The following is a 16,074-nucleotide window of genomic DNA, read 5'->3' on the forward strand; positions in this document are numbered from 1 at the left end:
GGCCATGCCGAAAATTCCATATAAGCGTCGTTTCGCCCGCCATTTACATGCATCGGTGTTTTCCGCGATGCTGTTCCTCGGCGCGGGCAGCATGGCGCTGGCCGACGGGCAGATTTATCGCATCGGTTCCAATGATGTCTTGCTGGTCACGGTCTACGGCCAGCCTTCGCTGACCGGGCTTTATCCTGTCGATGTGGATGGAAACATCGGCTATCCCGTTGTCGGCAGCATTCCCGTTCGCGGTCTCACGACAACTGAAATCAGCGAGAAGATCGCAGCGTCTTTGTCGCAGCATATTCCGGGCCTGACGGTGACGGCGACGATCAACCAATATGCGCCGGTCTTTGTCGTGGGTGATATCAAGGCACCCGGCAAATACGAGTATCGGCCGGGCATGGTTGCGCTGGAGCTGATGGCGCTGGGTGGTGGCGCAGGCAAGGGCGAAGCGCCTGCCGTAACTGCCGGTATGCAATTGATTGCCGCACAACAGGAATATTCCGATCTGCAATTGCAGATTTCCGCCCAGACAATCCGCCGGGCGCGCTTGGCTGCGGAACTGCAGGGAACCGATTTTGACTACACGCCATCGCAGCAGTCCAACGTATCAAAAGACGATCAGGTGATGGTTCAGCATATGCTGGAGGGCGAGCGGACACTGTTCGATGTGCGTCGCAACAATATGAAAGCCGAACGGCAGGCGCTTGAGGCGCAGGTCTCAAGCTACGGCGACGAAATCAACACCCTGCAGGAAAGCATCAAGCTGCACGATACGGAAATCCAGCTCTTGCAGGAAAATGTCGATTCCAGCCGGTCGCTGGTCGATCGTGGCCTCGCGGCCAAGTCGAACCTGCGTGATCAGGAGCGTGACCTGTCGGCGACACGCCGTGATGCGCTGGAGTTGGCTTCGTTTCTGGCACGGGCACGGCAAAACCAGCTCGCCATGCAGCAGCGCATCGCCAATCTGGAAGAAGTCCGGCGCAGCGATGCGGCAACCAGCTTGCAGGAAGTCGATCTCAATCTGGCGCGGATGGAACGGCGCAGCGGTGCCCAGATACAAACCATGGCGGAAATCGCCAAGTCGTCCGGCAATATCTCGTCAGCCGATATGCGAAAGAAACTGATCTTCACAATCAGCCGCAACGTAAACGGCGCGTTTCAGGATATTATCGGTAACGAACGGACGGAAATCAAACCGGGCGACATTCTGCGTATCGAACTCGATATGAGCAAAATCAACACGTCGCCGTCGTAAGCCAGTTCACATCTGGAACCCTCGTGCTTCGAGACGGCGCTGCGCGCCTCCTCAGCATGAGGGGTGTTGATGCAACATCAGTGAAGGGGGATCGGTCGCGGTCACTATGCCGCGACGGCTTCAGCGTTTTCTTCCACCCAGGCGGAATAGACAGCGCGCAAGCCGTCTTCGAGGCTGATGCGCGGCTTCCAGCCGAGTGCGGCCATGCGAGATGTGTCGAGAAACTTGCGCGGCGTGCCGTCCGGCTTGCTCAGATCGTGCTCGAACCGGCCCTCATAGCCCACAACACGGGCTATCAGCAGCGCCAGATCCCGGATCGAGATTTCCTCGCCGGAGCCGATATTGACGGGCTCGAATCCATCGTGAAACTGCAAGAGATGCAGGCAGGCATCGGCCAGATCATCGACGTGCAGGAACTCGCGCAGCGGCGTGCCGCTGCCCCATAATGTCACCTGTTCAGCGCCCATGATCTTGGCTTCATGGATCCTGCGCAGCAGCGCTGGCAGCACATGCGAAGTCTTCGGGTCGAAATTGTCATTCGGGCCGTAAAGATTGGTCGGCATCGCCGTCATGAAGCGGTCGCCGAACTGGCGCGCGCAAGCTTCGGCATATTTCAGCCCGGCAATCTTGGCGATGGCATAGGCCTCATTGGTCGCTTCAAGCGGCCCGGTCATCAGGGCGTCTTCGGTCAGCGGCTGCGCCGCGTCGCGTGGATAGATGCAGCTTGACCCCAGCCAGAGCAGGCGTTCAACGCCAGTCTGGTGCGCCGCGTGGATGACATTCATGCCGATGGCGAGGTTGTCATAGAGAAAATCGGCGGGTGACTGCGCATTGGCGAGAATACCGCCGACATGGGCTGCGGCGATGATGATAACGTCTGGCCTGCGACCCGTGATGAAGTTCTCGGTCGGTCCCTGACGGGTCAGGTCCAGCGCGCTATGCGCTGCGGTGATGATGTCGCAATCCGTGCCGTGCAAACGGCGCAGGATGGCTGAACCGACCATACCGGTGTGACCCGCAACAAAGACCTTTTTGCCAGCCAGTGAATAGACCGGTTCTGTGGTTACATCATTGTCCGTAGAAGTCATTGCGCCCAGCCTCCCGCATGATATTGCGCAAATCCCAATCCACCATCTCCGCGACGAGGCTGTCGAAGCCCGTCGTATGCTGCCAGCCTAGGCGGTCATGGGCTTTCGAGGCGTCACCCAACAGGAAATCCACCTCATTCGGACGGAAATAACGCGGATCAATCTCGATCAGACAATTGCCGGTCTTCCGGTCAATGCCGATTTCTTCTACGCCATCGCCCTTCCATTCGATCTGCTTGTCGACAGCCTTGAAGGCATGTTCGACGAATTCGCGCACCGTATGCGTCTCGCCGGTGGCGAGCACATAATCGTCGGGCGTTTCTTCCTGCAGGATACGCCACATACCCTCCACATAATCGCGGGCGTGGCCCCAGTCGCGGCGAGCGTTCAGATTGCCAAGGCGCAGCTTGTCCTGCAAACCGCGCTCGATGGCTGCGACGGCACGAGTGATCTTGCGGGTGACGAAAGTCTCGCCGCGCAGCGGGCTTTCATGGTTGAACAGGATGCCGTTCGACGCATGGAAACCATAGGCCTCGCGATAATTCACCGTGGTCCAATAGGCATAGAGCTTCGCTGTAGCATAAGGGCTCTGCGGCATGAATGGTGTATGCTCGTTCTGCGCGTTCGGCGAGGAATTGCCGAAAAGCTCCGAAGTTGAAGCCTGATAGAAACGGCTGGTTTTGCCGAGGCCCAGAATACGGATGGATTCCAGCAGGCGGAGCGTGCCGAGCGCATCGGTATTGGCGGTATATTCCGGCGTTTCGAAACTCACCTGCACATGGCTTTGCGCGCCGAGATTATAGATCTCGTCCGGGCGCACTTCCTGAATGACGCGGCACAGATTGGTGGCATCGGTCAGGTCGCCGAAATGCAGGCGAAAACGCACGTCTTCATCATGCGGGTCCTGATAAAGATGATCGATACGTCCGGTGTTGAACGAAGACGAACGCCGCTTCAGACCGTGAACGCGATAGCCCTTCTTGAGCAGGAGTTCACTCAGATAGGCGCCATCCTGACCGGTGACGCCGATGATGAGTGCGACTTTCTCACGCTGATTATCATGCAAGCTATCGTGCAATCTATCGTTCAAGGGACTGCCCTCCGTCCAGAATATCCATGAGAGCATGTTTACCGATTTCGTGTCGCGGCAGAACGGCTCCAAAACGGCAAGGACAGGCGTGCCGGACCCTCTTCGGGTGAAGCGGCAACGGCGTCCGATATGCACCGATGCACCCAAAGAGGTAGGCACTTCGCCCGCTTGGCGTGCCGCCCATGCCTTTGGGTTTCTTGCGATAAACGACCCGCTGTTGCGATGCTGGCTTCACGAAGGTCGAGAAGACGGGAGACGGGGCTCATGCGCGTTGTGCTTGCCAATCGCTATTTCTATCCGGACCAGTCCGCGACAAGCCGCATGGTCACTAGTCTGGCGCAGACGCTTGTGGGCGAGGGCATTGAAACGGCGGTTCTGGCCAGCCGCAGTTTTCATGACAAACGGAAAGAAACCTTGCCCGCGCGAGAGACGGTTGACGGTGTCGATGTGCATCGCATCTGGACCTCCGGCTTCGGCCGCGGAAAACTGACGGGACGGGCGGTCGACTATGCCACGTTCCACCTTTCCGCTGCGGCCTGGTTCGCAACCCATGCCCGCAAGGACGATATCTGCGTGATTTGCACCGACCCGCCTTTGCTGTCGGTTTCGGCTGCGCTGCCGATCCGGCTTCGGCGGGCAAAGCTCGTCAACTGGGTGATGGATCTTTTCCCGGAAACCGCCATGGAACTTGGGCTGGTCAAACCGGGCAGCGCATCGGCAAGGCTGGCGCTGGCGCTGCGCAACTGGTCCATGCGCCAGTCGGCGCTGACGATCTGCCCCATTGAGCGCATGTCGCGTTATCTGTCTTCAACGGGCATAGCACGCGAGAATTTAAGCGTTGTGCATCATTGGGCGGATCGCAACGAGATCATGCCTGTCGCCCCGTCGGAAAATCCGCTGCGCTGCGCCTGGGGGTTGGGGCGCAAATTCGTCATCGGCTATTCCGGCAATTTCGGGCGGGCGCATGAATTCCAGACTGTCCTTGATGCAGCCGAACGGCTCAAACATATGAAAAGCATCGTCTTCCTGATGATTGGGGAAGGGCAGCAGCGCGGCTTTGTCGAAAGCGAAGTCAAACGGCGCGGCTTGACCAATGTGATGATGAAACCGTTTCAGCCTGTCGAAAAACTCTCCGAAAGCCTCGGCGCCGCCAATGTTCATCTGGTGTCGCTCAAGCCGGAACTGGAACACTGCATTGTGCCGAGCAAGTTCTACGGTGTTCTGGCAGCGGGCCGTCCGACAATCTTCATTGGCGATCCCGATGGCGAGATAGGCTCCATTGTTCGCGATTTTGAATGTGGCGCAGCACTGCGCCCGGGCGAGGTGGATCGTCTGGTTGACGCCGTCTTGCACCTGCGCCATTCGGCGGTTGGGCGCATGACCATGGGCAACAATGCGCGCTATCTGATGGAGACGGCCTATTCCCGTGAATATGGTGCAGCCATGTGGCAAACGGCAGTCGCGCGGCTGGAAGAGAAAAGCGTACCCGCAGCAATGCCGGTTCTGGATCGCAAATTCCAGTCGGGAGAGCTTCGATGATGGATGGCTCGGTTGTCGTCAGCCAGCTTGGGGCGCGTATGCATTATGCCGTACCGCGTATTTTTGCCGACCGGCAGCGGCTCGCGCATTTCTATACCGATATATGCGCGCTGCAAGGCTGGCCGCGTCTGCTGAACGGGTTGCCGCCGACGATGCTTCCAACCGCCGTGCGGCGACTGATCGGACGCGCGCCACAAGGCATCCCGCAGGAGCAGATGACGACTTTTCCGGGCTTCGGCCTGCATTCGGCTGTGCGCAGGCTCGCCAACCAGACCGGACCGAAATCGACAGCCAATGCCATCTGGGCGGGGCAAAGATTCGGACAACTCGTGGCGGGCAGCGGGTTCCATGGTGCGAGCGGGGTTTATGCCTTCAGCGGTGAGGCGCTGGAACAGCTGACCGCAGCGCGACAGGCCGGGCTGTGGACCGCCGTGGAACAGATGATTGCGCCGCGTACCGTCGTTGATCAGTTGGCTTGCGAGGAGGAAGTGCTCAATCCCGGCTGGCATTTGTCCGTTGCAGACGATGTGCATGCCGATGACTTTGCAGCACGCGAAAGGGCCGAATGGGCCATTGCCGACGCTGTGGTCTGTCCTTCGGAATTTGTGGCGCGCCATGTGATCGAGGCCGGATGTCAGCCGGATAAGGTGGTGGTCGTGCCCTATGGAGTGGACAAGCGCTTTCCGCTCGATCGGTCGCCACGCTTGCCGGGACCGCTGCGGGTGCTGACGGTTGGCGCGGTGGGGCTGCGCAAAGGCTCGCCTTATGTCGGCGCGGTTGCCAAGGCGGTGCGGGATATCGCGCAGTTTCGCATGGTCGGGCCGATTGACGTGCAGCCAGAAGCGGTTGCGACCCTGTCGGCCAGCGTGGAGCTGACCGGCCCGATCCCGCGCAGTGAAATGCAGGCGCAATTTGAGTGGGCGGATGTGTTTCTGTTGCCGTCGCTTTGCGAAGGATCAGCCACCGCCGTCTACGAAGCGCTGGCTGCGGGCTTGCCGGTTATTTGTACGGACAATACCGGCAGCGTCGTGCGGCATGGTGTCGATGGCTACATCGTGCCGATACGCGATGTGGTTGAGACGGCGGATATTCTCAAACAACTGGCGGGCAATCCGGCCATGCTGGCCCGGATGAGCGACAGCGCACGCGAGCGCGCCGCCGATTATACGGTTGCGCGCTATGGCGAGCGGCTTGTTGCAGCACTTTCGCAGCACACACGGAGATTGGCGGCATGAAGATCGTTCACGTCATCGGTTCCTACGATCCCGCCAAAGGTGGTCCGCAGGCCGTCATTGTCAGGCTTGCAGCGGCGCAGGCCGCGCTGGGGCACACAGTGACGATTGTCAGCTATAGCGACGAAGACGTGAACCGCCGCGCTGCAAAGGCGGCTGAAACAATACCGGATTTTGACAAGGTGCAGACATTGCTGTTGCCCATGCCCGATTTGCGGGAAATGCTGCTGGGAAGCCGTGCGGCAAAGGCGATGGCGCAACTGATCCGCTCGGCGGATTTTGTGCATCTGCACGGTGTTTGGGAAACAAACCTGCTGCGAGCTTCCATGCTGTGTCGGCGGTTCGGCGTGCCTTACTGCATCTGTTGTTGCGGTATGCTCGATGTGTGGAGCATGCAGCAACGGTCGTGGAAGAAAAAGCTGGCGCTCGCTCTGGCATTTCGCCGGATGCTGGATGGTGCGGCCTTCATTCAGGCGCTCAACCGCGATGAAATCGAGCTGATGCGGCCATTGGGCCTGAAGCCGCCAAGCCTGATCATTCCGAATGGCATTTTCCTCAATGAAGTTGAAGGTGACGCCAGCGGCGCAAACAGTGCAACTCTGGCAAAATTGCCGAACCGGCGCTTTGTTCTGTTTCTGTCGCGGCTGCACTACAAGAAGGGTCTCGACATTCTGGCCGATGCTTATCGGCGGGTTGCACCGATCCTGCCGGATGTCGATCTCGTGGTTGCGGGACCGGATGGCGGCGCCGAACATGATTTTCGCGAACAGATCCGGCAATACGGGCTGGAACAGCGTGTGCATCTGGTTGGCGGCCTTTATGGTCCAGACAAAATTGCAGCGCTGAAACGGGCGGCCTGTTTTTGTCTGCCCAGTCGGCAGGAAGGGTTCAGCGTGGCCATAACCGAGGCGCTCGCCTGCGGTGTGCCGGTGGTGATCACCGATGCCTGTCATTTTCCGGAAGTCGCCGAGGCGGAAGCGGGCGTGGTCTGCGCAGTGGATGCCGAAGCCCTCGCGGCAGGGCTGATGCAGATTCTGGACGATCCCACGCGGGCGGTCTGGATGGGCGAGGCGGGCCACAAGCTGGTGCGTGACAACTACACCTGGCCGCGTATTGCAGCGCAAACCATCGACGCCTATCAGGCCTATCAGAAGCGCAAGACAGGCTCGATCATGGGCGGCAACGGCTATGGCCTCATCCGCGAGCGCCGGATGGGTCCGGTTTAATCCGTAATCATCACACTGCTTTCCGCCTTTGCCGTACGGCTTTTGCCGGGTTTCCGGCATAGACGGTCCATGGTTCCATATCGCGGAAACTGACGCCACGCGCGCCGAGCACTGCGCCTTCACCCACACTTACACCGGGGCCGACGAACGCTTCTGCGGCGATCCAGCCATGCGGTCCGATATGGATCGGCGACGCCGTGAGCGGAAAATCCGCGCGGTCAATGTCGTGACCCGCCGTGCAGAGATGCGCGCCTTGCGAGACGATGGCAAAGGGTGCCAGCGTCACATTGGCGACATTGTAGCATTGTGCGCCGGGGCCAAGCGAGGAATGCGCACCCATGATAAGATTGCCCGGCCACCAGATGCGGGCGCTGCCACGCACAATGGCTGTCCTGTGAATCTTGGCGCCGAACAGCCGCAACACCATGCCGCGCCAGCGCCAGAGAAACGAAGGTGTCCAGGCGGCGAGCGCCAGCCACGTCATTTGCCAGCCGAGACGTTGCAGCCGATGCTGCAAGGTGAATGTCGCCCCGCCTTCCATTGGTCGCGAGGCGCTTTTGCGTCCGGCAATGGGTGCTGCCGACCGGGGGCGGGATGGATTGGGCATGGCGGTCATAATGGTCATCCCCTCAATGGGTGGGGTATCGAGCCGGACGCCGGAGCATGGCGTGGCGGCGATACCGGCAAATGGACGGAGCGGTTGCGAATGACGCAGAGCGACAAGATCGGAATGAGAAACAGGGCCATATGGATCCAGACTGTGATCACCCAATCCGTCTGATGCGAAATGGCGTGCATGGCAGGCACGATGGAGAACATGTAGATCAATTGGCCGAGCATTTCGCCCGCCATGGCCGTTTCCCAGAGACGCCTTATGATCCATGCCAACAGCAGGAATTTCAGCGCGCCGAAATACCAGAATGATGAAAAGGCATCGATCAGGCCGGTTTCAGTGGTGCCGGTCAGCGGGTTGTAATTGCGGTCGGGCTTGGGTGTGGACAGGTATAGGCTGTCCTTGATCTGGCTACCGACGAACTGCGCGGGAACATAGGTGAAGATAACCCGGTTCCAGTGGAACTTGCCGTAATCGAACTCCAGCCGCCGGTCGATCTCATCCATGCGCAACACGGCATTGCGCATTTCCGGGCCGCCGCGTTCGAGCGTTTCCTCGAAATTGGCGGCATAGTCGATGTCGAGAATCTGGTCGAGCACGAAGCCGGATGCAGCACGTGTCACCTGCCGGTAATCGCCCATACTGGTCATCAGGAATGTCCCTGCAAGAATGCCGATGAACATCAATGTGCGAGGCACCACCCAGCGCCGATAGAACCAGAAGGCGAGCAAGAACATCAACAGAAGCTGGATGGCCTCGGCGCGTTTGCCGGTGACCACAATGCGGTCCAGATAGAACACCAGATCGAACAGGATGATGCCCAGTGCGAGCCAGGAACTGCGCCGCGCAAAGCACAGAAGCGCGATGGCGAGGCCATAGGGCATCAGCTGCGCGAAGAAAAGCCATATCACCGGCATGCCCGTCATCTGCACGCCGATGGACACTTCGCCGGGCAGGCGGCTCAAAAGGAAATAAAAGGACGCGCCGAAAACCGACAGCCCGGCTGCGGCCCATAAGAGCCGTCTTTCGCTAAAACTCATGGTGAGGAATTTGAGAGGCCGGTTCCCCATCTGCCAGCCCATCGCCAATGCGAGGAAGGCCAATATGCCCATGACCATCGTTTTCGCATAGGCTCCCGCTGGCAGAAACGGGTCGTTCACGAGCGCGGGTACCTGCGGCAAGATAAAGCCGAATGTCATCACACCGGCCAGAAACGGAAACTGATACATGCGTTCCGGACGTCCGAGAAAGCCGACCGCCAGAAATGCCGCGACGAGAAGAACGAATATCCAGGTGAGGGAAAGATTCATTGCTCGCCCTCCGTTGATTGGCAGATTGCGGACATGGAGCGCGCGGGGCTGTTTCCGGTCAGGTCCTGCGGGAAGATGCGCCCCGAAAGCAGATACCAGCCAAGCTTGACATATTCCTTCGCGATCACCTCCGCATCTGTGCGTGTGGTGGGAAAGCCGATATGGACGTCGCTGTCATTGACAGGCGCTGACATGAAATGCATCTGCGGGCAAACGGCGCGAAAACTCGCGACGGCGCGGCGCGAGTGGTACCAGTTGGTGACGATGAGCGCGCTCTTCGCGTTGATTTCACGCATCATAGGGGCCGAATAGAGCGCATTCTGCCAGGTGCTGCCCGAATAGCATTCCGCCAAAATGGCCGATGGCGGCACACCCTCCCGCACGATGATCTGCTTGTTGAACAGGCAGTCAACATCGCCCGTGACGAGGATATAGGGCGAGCGCCCTTCCTTCCAAAGACGGGCTGCCTGTTCTGCCCGTGGCGGACCATCGCCGCCCGGCACGACGATCACGTCGGCCCGGCTTCCGTCATCCGGCAGTGCCAGCAACGGTTCGGAAAAGAACATGGCGGCCAGTCCGAAGAACACGGCGCAGGGCAGAATGGCGAGCAACATCATACCATGCGTCGCTCCGGTTCTTTGGCGTCCAGCGTTCGCTGTTGCACTGAAGGGCGGGCAGGCTGCGCATTCTGGCGGCTGCGCTGCTCTTCCATCTTCACCACGATCATGAACTCATAGGCTGCGAGAAGGCGGCAATAGAGATAGCCGGGCTTGCCGTCGAGAAAGCCGCGCCGCAGCACATACATGTAGAAAAAGCGCAGGCTTGGACGGAAAGGCATATTGTAGGACAGCGATTTCAGGGCGCGCCGCCGTCTTTCCGGTTGGGTGGAGAAAATGCCGCCCCAGTCAATGCTCCGTTCAAGAAGCCGTGCCGCGGATAGATCCGCTTCCACCGAGGAATAGCGGTTGTGTTTCGCGTACCAGGCTTCCAGCCCCTTGTTGAAACTGTAATGGATGAAATGCGCCTGCAATTCGCCGCCCGGCCCGCCGCTGGCGCGTGAATGCACGGAGCGTTCGAAGCGGACACGATCGGGCCTGACAAGCCGGGTTATCCATGTCGGGTAAAGGCTGGCATGGCGAATCCAGCGCCCCATGAACATGTTCTTGTAGCGCGCCTTGAAGAACACTTCCGGCCGGTCCGGGTCGGCGGCAATCGCCAGCATTTCGTCGCGCAGATCCGACGGCGTCACTTCATCGGCATCGGGCGTATAAACCCAGCCATGCTTGAATTTGATTTCCGTCAGTCCATACATGCGCTGGCGGTCTTCCGTATCATAAGCGTGGCTGTAGACGCGGGCGCCCGCAGCCTTGGCAATTTCCACGGTTCGGTCGGTGCTGAATGAATCGAGAACGACGATATCATCGCACCAGGCGAGCGATTCCAGACAGGCGGGGAGGTTCATTTCCTCGTTGAATGTCATGATGAGTGCAGAAACGGTCATGTCGTGGTCCCTGGAAATGTAAGATTGGGTTTGGCCGTTTTGGTCGTCTCGGCGATTGTCGCGGCAACCACGACAGCGGGACGCTGGCCTCGGGTCATGCGCCGCACGAAAAGCGTGTGCAGTATCGCTGGCAGCAGCAGCGAGACCAGCATGATCCATGCGGGAACACCGGTTCGGATCGCGATATAGGCGACCGCTCCGGCAAGCAGATTGAGCGCCATCACGGCCATGGCTGTCTGCCCGCAACTGAGGCCCGCATCCATCAACAGGTGATGCAGATGCTGGCGGTCGGCGGAAAACGGGCTGCGTCGCACGGCGAGCCTGCGGATGATGAGGCTCAACGTATCGATAACGGGAACGGCGACGACCCACAGCAAAACAGGGAAGGCGATGGCGGGTTCTCCACTTGCGAGGATGAGGGATGTGCCCGCAAGGGCCGCACCAAGAAGGGTGCTCCCACCATCGCCTAGGAAGAGGCTGGCCTTCATGCGCCAGCGATGGCGCATGTTGAAGACGAGGAAGCCGAGACACGCTGCGGCGAGCGCCAGCGTCTGAAGGCCGAGCCGATGCTGTCCAAAGTCGAAGCCAATCACGGCAAGCCAGAAAAAGGCGGCGGCACTCGACGCGCCTGCCAGCCCGTCAACGCCGTCACTCATATTGACCGCGTTGATGAGGCCGACAATGAACGTCAGCGCCAGCAACAGGAAAAGTGGACCGGCCAGAAAGATGGTGCCGCTTTCTGCGGTCAGGCCGGTGGAAGGCAAGGCGATATTCATCCCGAGACTGAGCCGCTCAATACCCGCCATTCCGATTATAAGAGCGGCGGCAAGCAACTGTGCGCTAAGACGCGGCATCACCGGAAGGTTGAAGCGGTCATCCAGTACGCCTGTGACAAGAACCAGCGCCAGACCGGGAAGCAATTGCAGAATATTTGCCTGATCGGATGTGCCCTGCACAATCGAAGCGGCGATGGCGAAGGCAAGAAAAATCGCAATGCCGCCGCATAGCGGCACTGCGCCGTCGTGCCGCTTTCGGTCGTCTGGAATATCGATCAGATACCATTCGCGGGCCAGCTCGCGGAAGCCGATGCAAAAGGCGACCGAGAGGACGAAGGCCAGAAGCGTGATCCAGGAAAGATTGCTCATGTCTCCTCCGAGGCGCGAAACAAAGTCTACCGCTCAATTTCCGTGCTGCTTTTCCCAACCGAACCGCGTCGCGATTCCATTGAGGATGTTCTGGAATTTTTACCCAGTCGGATGGGGTCCCACGACTTGGCTTTAGAGCGAGCGGCATACCCCTTTCAGGTCAGGCGCTAATACCAACGGTGACATTTCCCGCTGTGGGCGAAAGGCTATTCTGAAAGGCGCCGGGAAGCCGGGCGGACTTTACCGCCCTGCACGGTTGCGAGGGGGTATCGCATCTTGGAAAACTGTCTGCCGGAAATGTCGGCGCTCCCGGTGTTCTTCATTGCACGGAGCGGATCATGAAAAATCATCGCAGAGGCTTCGTGATTGCCACGCTTGAGCAATATGCCGGATTACTGTGCAACTTTCTGACTGTTGTTGCGGTCTCGCGTTTTCTGGGGCCGAGCGAGACAGGCATGGGCGTCGTTGGCCTAAGCGTTGCGGCAATTGTGTTTTCGCTGCGCGAATTCGCAAGCGCTGAATTCCTGATCCGGATCGAGAAGGTCGAGGATCGCGATATCCAGACGGCATTCACGTTTTTGATGAGCGTTACGGCGGTTCTGGCGGTGGCGCTCTTTCTGGCGCGCGACTATTTCGCCGTCACCTATCACGACCCCATGCTTTCACTCTTTCTCACAGTCACCATCATCGCGGCAGTGATTGAAAGCGTTTCATTGCCGGTTGTCGCGTTATTGCGCCGCGACATGGCCTTCGGCGCTCTGGCGCGCATTCGCACGGCAGGTTCGGTTTGCGGCGCAGTTGTCACGATCGCAATGGCCTGGTGGGGTTTCGGTCATATGTGCTTCGCCTTCGGTTCACTGGCCGCGGCGGCAGTCACCACTGCTTTCGCGGCAGCGCTCTACCCATTGGCCCGCCTGTTGCGCCCGTCACTTGCCAGCATCGGCACCGCCTGGCAGTTCAGCATGTATCTGGGCAGCAGTGCGGGCTTAAGTAAAATTTGCGAGACGTTTCCGCAGCTTATGCTGGGGCGTTTCATGCCTGCTGCCTCCGTCGGCATCTATAATCGCGCCAATACGCTGAGCGGTTTGCCCGACCGGGTGTTTCTATCGGCGATCTTCACTGTCGCTTTTCCAATGTTGTCCGCGCAGGTGCGGGCGGGTGTGGATATAGCGCAGTCTTATGTGCGGGCGCTGTCCTATATTTCGGTGGTTTACTGGCCTGCGCAGATGCTTCTGGCGTTGCTCGCCTACCCGGCAGTGCATATCGTGCTGGGGCCTGACTGGTATGACGCAACGCCGATTGTCGTGATCATGTGCCTTGCCAGCGTGTTCTGGATTCCCATCATCCTGACCTATCCGTTGCTGATGGCGCTGGGAGCCAATCGCGATGCCTTCGTGTCCAACCTGATTTCGCGTGTAGTGACCACAGTCATTCTCTGCGTCGCCGCCTATCATGGCCTGATGGCGGTCGCGCTTAGTCTGTTCATCAGCACACCGTTCCAGATGGTGATTTCAGTGGTCTATGTGCGCAAGCACGTGCCGTTCTCCTACCGCATGTTGGGGGCGGAACTGTTGCGCAGCGGCTTCGTCACGCTTCTCACCATGGCCATTCCGCTCGCAATGGTTGCGGCTGCAGGCACGTTTGAAGTTCATTGGGGCATGGGCATCGCCATCGGCCTTGCAGGCATGGCCAGCTGGCTTGGCGCAGTGTTGATCACGCGCCATCCTTTCGCATCGGAAATCACGCCGGTTCTCGGATGGGCGTTGAGCCGGGTTGTAAGCCGCCTTGGCCGGTTTGGGCGCGGGCGTTTTCCCACCTCCACGCCAGCTGAATAAGGAGATCGAGGATGGGGTCGCCACGTGTCGATGTTGTCATTCCGAATTACAATTATGGACGCTATCTCGGCATCTGTGTTCGCAGCGTGCTGTCGCAGGATATTGAGAACCTGCGGGTGCTGATCATCGACAATGCCTCAACAGACGACAGTGCCGATATTGCGCGTGCTCTTGCTGCCGAAGATGCGCGGGTGGAGTTGTTGCTCAGGCCTGTCAACAAGGGGCAACACGCCTCGTTTAACGACGGTATCGATTGGGCGAGCGGCGACTATTTTGTTCTGCTCTGTTCTGATGACTTTATTGTTCCCGGTGCGTTGCGCCGGGCGCTGACCGTCATGGAACCGGACCCGACGATTGCCTTTTCCTATGGACGCGACGTTGCCGTGAATGGTGATGCGCCGATCCCTCCCATACCGTCCCAGCCGGACGATGTGCCTTGCCGCGTCGAGACCGGCACTGCCTTCATCGAGCGCTTTTGTCGGCTCGGCGTGTTTCAGTTGCCGGGTTCTGCGATGGTTGTCCGTACTGCGGCGCAGAAAGCTGCGGGACACTATGTCGAGGCGTTGCCGCATAGCGACGATTATCACATGTGGCTGCGACTTGGATTGAAGGGGAGGATTGCCGAACTGGACTGTGTTCAGGGCGGAACGCGCTCGCATGGGCAGAACCGTTCGCAGCAATTGCGCGATACGCATCTCTTGCATATCCAGCACACGGCGGATGCGGGCGAGTATTTCTTTGCCCGAGAAGGGCGTGTTCTGCCCGATTGCGATACCTTGCATCGTATGGCGCGTCGGGGCATCGCCGAACGGGCCTATTGGTCCGCCATATCCCACATGATGCGTGGTGATCCGGCGTGGTGGCAGCTTTTGAAATTTGCGGTGGCGCAGCGGACGCAGACGGCCTTTATCCCGCCAGTCAATTATCTCCTGCATCGGCCCGATACGAAGCGACGATTGCGCAGCTATGTCGATACGATGCTAGCTCGCCCTCTGGCGGCGGCTGGGCGCCGTTAACAGGACACCCTTCCGTTTTGTGAGAAGTTGGGCGCGCAGCGTTTCTTCCTGCTGGGCAAGCTTCAGCCGGTATTGCGCCACTCCGGCTTCGACCTTTTCGGCCAGTTCTTCACGCCGCTCAAACATGTCGTCGATTTGGGCCAGAATGGTTTGCGTATCGAACCGTTCGATATGATGGCCAAAGCCGTCCAGGCCCGTATCGTGCAGCAATGCTTCGTTTTTCGCGGCATAGCCGAGCGAGATTGCCGGACGCCCCATGGCGAGGGCGCAGACGATGTTGTGATAGCGGCTTGCCACCACAATATCGGTTTGCGCGATTTGCTGCATCAACTCATGCAGGGACGCGACGGGCTCGACGATGATCTTCGCTGCATCCGGTGATTGAATCCGCGGCAGCAGATCGTTGATGGCCTGAAGATCACCCTTGTCGCCGGTGAGCAGCCGCACTTCGCGCCCGCTGGCCAGAAGCTTGTCAGCCAGTTCGGCGATTTTGCCGAGATAGGTTTCATAGATATTCGAGGCATTGGCCTCATGCCGTTTCCAACCACGATAGGTCATGACGCCGAGGCCCACGCGTCTGGCAACGCTGTCATGCGCCGCGTTGCTGGCGGGGGGCAGCGCAAAGGCTATGTCTGCGCTCACCACATCGCTGCTTGAATTGACTCCGAGCGATTTCATGAAGTCGTGGGAGATTTCATCGCGATAGGAGCGGAATGCCGCCGTGAGTGCGGCCTTGCGGAAGAAGAAACGGCTGACCGGATGGTCGGCAGGCCCGGCGCCAACGGAAACGAAGGCGAGTTTGGCACGACCGAGACGTGCGGCCAGACACCAGCGCATGATGACGAAAGGCCAACCGAACGGCCCTTCGTTGAAATCGTCGAGAATGCCGGTGCCGGGCACAATGATGAGGTCAAGACCATGCGCGACCGAGATGGCGGTGAGAAAGCCAGCCAGTCGTCGCGGCAGCTTCAGCAGCGCCTTGTCGAGCAGGCGGAACAGGTCGCTTTCGAGCGCGGGGTTTCCCACCGGCACTGTAGCGACATTGTATTTTTCTGAAATGATATCGGGCCGCGCGCAGATGCATAAGAGATCCGCATCGGGGCAGTTGCGTTTCAGTAATTGCAGCATGGCTTCCAGAGAGCCGTCATTGCCTGCATTGCCGGAACCGAACTGTCCGAAAAGGCCAATTTTCATGCGGGTGTCTCCAGAAGCGCGTCCAAAGCGCCC

General features: G+C 59.2%; 14 protein-coding genes. 6 read left to right on the forward strand and 8 right to left on the reverse strand.

Going from position 1 to position 16,074, the window contains the following annotated elements; all coding sequences use genetic code 11:
- Positions 1–4 precede the first annotated feature (4 nt).
- Positions 5–1,252 (forward strand): polysaccharide biosynthesis/export family protein, encoded by a 1,248-nt coding sequence (locus FGI60_RS01340; protein ID WP_138783589.1) that lies wholly within the window; start codon positions 5–7, stop codon positions 1,250–1,252.
- A 104-nt stretch (positions 1,253–1,356) separates the two neighbouring features.
- Here the strand turns inward: FGI60_RS01340 and FGI60_RS01345 are convergent, their stop codons facing one another.
- Positions 1,357–2,340, reverse strand: coding sequence for a GDP-L-fucose synthase family protein (locus tag FGI60_RS01345; RefSeq protein WP_138783590.1), 984 nt, complete (start codon positions 2,338–2,340; stop codon positions 1,357–1,359).
- Positions 2,321–3,406 carry a GDP-mannose 4,6-dehydratase gene (gmd, locus tag FGI60_RS01350; protein WP_138783844.1) on the reverse strand — a complete coding sequence of 362 codons (1,086 nt, stop codon included), beginning with the start codon at positions 3,404–3,406 and terminating at the stop codon, positions 2,321–2,323. Before gmd ends, FGI60_RS01345 begins: the two co-directional genes overlap by 20 nt.
- A gap of 288 nt (positions 3,407–3,694) precedes the next feature.
- Between gmd and FGI60_RS01360 the strand changes: the two genes are divergently transcribed.
- From FGI60_RS01360 to FGI60_RS01370, 3 genes are read left to right on the forward strand one after another with little or no spacing between them, the layout of a single operon-like run.
- The gene (locus FGI60_RS01360) at positions 3,695–4,969 is read left to right on the forward strand and encodes a glycosyltransferase family 4 protein (RefSeq protein WP_138783592.1); all 1,275 of its coding nucleotides are present in this window, start codon (positions 3,695–3,697) and stop codon (positions 4,967–4,969) included.
- A complete protein-coding gene (locus FGI60_RS01365; protein WP_138783845.1) occupies positions 4,969–6,204 on the forward strand; it encodes a glycosyltransferase family 4 protein in 1,236 nt (411 codons plus the stop codon). The genes FGI60_RS01360 and FGI60_RS01365 overlap by 1 nt, the downstream gene beginning before the upstream one ends.
- Complete coding sequence (locus FGI60_RS01370) at positions 6,201–7,427, forward strand: glycosyltransferase (RefSeq protein ID WP_138783593.1); 1,227 nt, start codon at positions 6,201–6,203, stop codon at positions 7,425–7,427. Before FGI60_RS01365 ends, FGI60_RS01370 begins: the two co-directional genes overlap by 4 nt.
- A gap of 10 nt (positions 7,428–7,437) precedes the next feature.
- Here FGI60_RS01370 and FGI60_RS01375 read toward each other — a convergent pair whose 3' ends face one another.
- The 5 genes from FGI60_RS01375 to FGI60_RS01395 are packed head-to-tail and all read right to left on the reverse strand — an operon-like array spanning position 7,438 to position 11,996.
- Positions 7,438–8,034, reverse strand: coding sequence for an LbetaH domain-containing protein (locus FGI60_RS01375; RefSeq protein WP_138783846.1), 597 nt, complete (start codon positions 8,032–8,034; stop codon positions 7,438–7,440).
- Positions 8,035–8,048: 14 nt separating this feature from the next.
- Positions 8,049–9,350, reverse strand: a complete 1,302-nt coding sequence (locus FGI60_RS01380) for a hypothetical protein (protein ID WP_138783594.1) — start codon at positions 9,348–9,350, stop codon at positions 8,049–8,051.
- Positions 9,347–9,964: a YdcF family protein gene (locus FGI60_RS01385; RefSeq protein WP_374843205.1), complete on the reverse strand. Its 618-nt coding sequence runs from the start codon at positions 9,962–9,964 to the stop codon at positions 9,347–9,349. Before FGI60_RS01385 ends, FGI60_RS01380 begins: the two co-directional genes overlap by 4 nt.
- The gene (locus FGI60_RS01390) at positions 9,964–10,851 is read right to left on the reverse strand and encodes a glycosyltransferase family 2 protein (RefSeq protein ID WP_138783596.1); all 888 of its coding nucleotides are present in this window, start codon (positions 10,849–10,851) and stop codon (positions 9,964–9,966) included. Before FGI60_RS01390 ends, FGI60_RS01385 begins: the two co-directional genes overlap by 1 nt.
- On the reverse strand, positions 10,848–11,996 hold the full coding sequence (locus tag FGI60_RS01395; protein WP_138783597.1) for an MraY family glycosyltransferase: 1,149 nt from the start codon (positions 11,994–11,996) through the stop codon (positions 10,848–10,850). The genes FGI60_RS01390 and FGI60_RS01395 overlap by 4 nt, the downstream gene beginning before the upstream one ends.
- A gap of 338 nt (positions 11,997–12,334) precedes the next feature.
- On the opposite strand from FGI60_RS01395, the gene FGI60_RS01400 reads away from it, so the two are divergent.
- Both FGI60_RS01400 and FGI60_RS01405 read left to right on the forward strand, forming a co-directional pair.
- Positions 12,335–13,831 carry an oligosaccharide flippase family protein gene (locus FGI60_RS01400; protein ID WP_138783598.1) on the forward strand — a complete coding sequence of 499 codons (1,497 nt, stop codon included), beginning with the start codon at positions 12,335–12,337 and terminating at the stop codon, positions 13,829–13,831.
- An 11-nt stretch (positions 13,832–13,842) separates the two neighbouring features.
- Positions 13,843–14,847: a glycosyltransferase family 2 protein gene (locus FGI60_RS01405; protein ID WP_138783599.1), complete on the forward strand. Its 1,005-nt coding sequence runs from the start codon at positions 13,843–13,845 to the stop codon at positions 14,845–14,847.
- Here the strand turns inward: FGI60_RS01405 and FGI60_RS01410 are convergent.
- Positions 14,812–16,041, reverse strand: a complete 1,230-nt coding sequence (locus tag FGI60_RS01410) for a polysaccharide pyruvyl transferase family protein (RefSeq protein ID WP_138783600.1) — start codon at positions 16,039–16,041, stop codon at positions 14,812–14,814. The genes FGI60_RS01405 and FGI60_RS01410 overlap by 36 nt on opposite strands.
- Between the last annotated feature and the right edge of the window lie 33 nt (positions 16,042–16,074).

Source organism: Brucella haematophila (assembly GCF_005938105.1).
Lineage (GTDB): Bacteria > Pseudomonadota > Alphaproteobacteria > Rhizobiales > Rhizobiaceae > Brucella > Brucella haematophila.

Bases quoted from the DNA above. Each gene is read 5' to 3' on its own strand.
- FGI60_RS01340 (WP_138783589.1), top strand. From the start codon at position 5: ATGCCGAAAATTCCATATAAGCGTCGTTTCGCCCGCCATTTACATGCA.
- FGI60_RS01345 (WP_138783590.1), bottom strand. From the start codon at position 2,340: ATGACTTCTACGGACAATGATGTAACCACAGAACCGGTCTATTCACTG.
- FGI60_RS01360 (WP_138783592.1), top strand. From the start codon at position 3,695: ATGCGCGTTGTGCTTGCCAATCGCTATTTCTATCCGGACCAGTCCGCG.
- FGI60_RS01365 (WP_138783845.1), top strand. From the start codon at position 4,969: ATGGATGGCTCGGTTGTCGTCAGCCAGCTTGGGGCGCGTATGCATTAT.
- FGI60_RS01370 (WP_138783593.1), top strand. From the start codon at position 6,201: ATGAAGATCGTTCACGTCATCGGTTCCTACGATCCCGCCAAAGGTGGT.
- FGI60_RS01375 (WP_138783846.1), bottom strand. From the start codon at position 8,034: ATGCCCAATCCATCCCGCCCCCGGTCGGCAGCACCCATTGCCGGACGC.
- FGI60_RS01380 (WP_138783594.1), bottom strand. From the start codon at position 9,350: ATGAATCTTTCCCTCACCTGGATATTCGTTCTTCTCGTCGCGGCATTT.
- FGI60_RS01385 (WP_374843205.1), bottom strand. From the start codon at position 9,964: ATGTTGCTCGCCATTCTGCCCTGCGCCGTGTTCTTCGGACTGGCCGCC.
- FGI60_RS01390 (WP_138783596.1), bottom strand. From the start codon at position 10,851: ATGACCGTTTCTGCACTCATCATGACATTCAACGAGGAAATGAACCTC.
- FGI60_RS01395 (WP_138783597.1), bottom strand. From the start codon at position 11,996: ATGAGCAATCTTTCCTGGATCACGCTTCTGGCCTTCGTCCTCTCGGTC.
- FGI60_RS01400 (WP_138783598.1), top strand. From the start codon at position 12,335: ATGAAAAATCATCGCAGAGGCTTCGTGATTGCCACGCTTGAGCAATAT.
- FGI60_RS01405 (WP_138783599.1), top strand. From the start codon at position 13,843: ATGGGGTCGCCACGTGTCGATGTTGTCATTCCGAATTACAATTATGGA.
- FGI60_RS01410 (WP_138783600.1), bottom strand. From the start codon at position 16,041: ATGAAAATTGGCCTTTTCGGACAGTTCGGTTCCGGCAATGCAGGCAAT.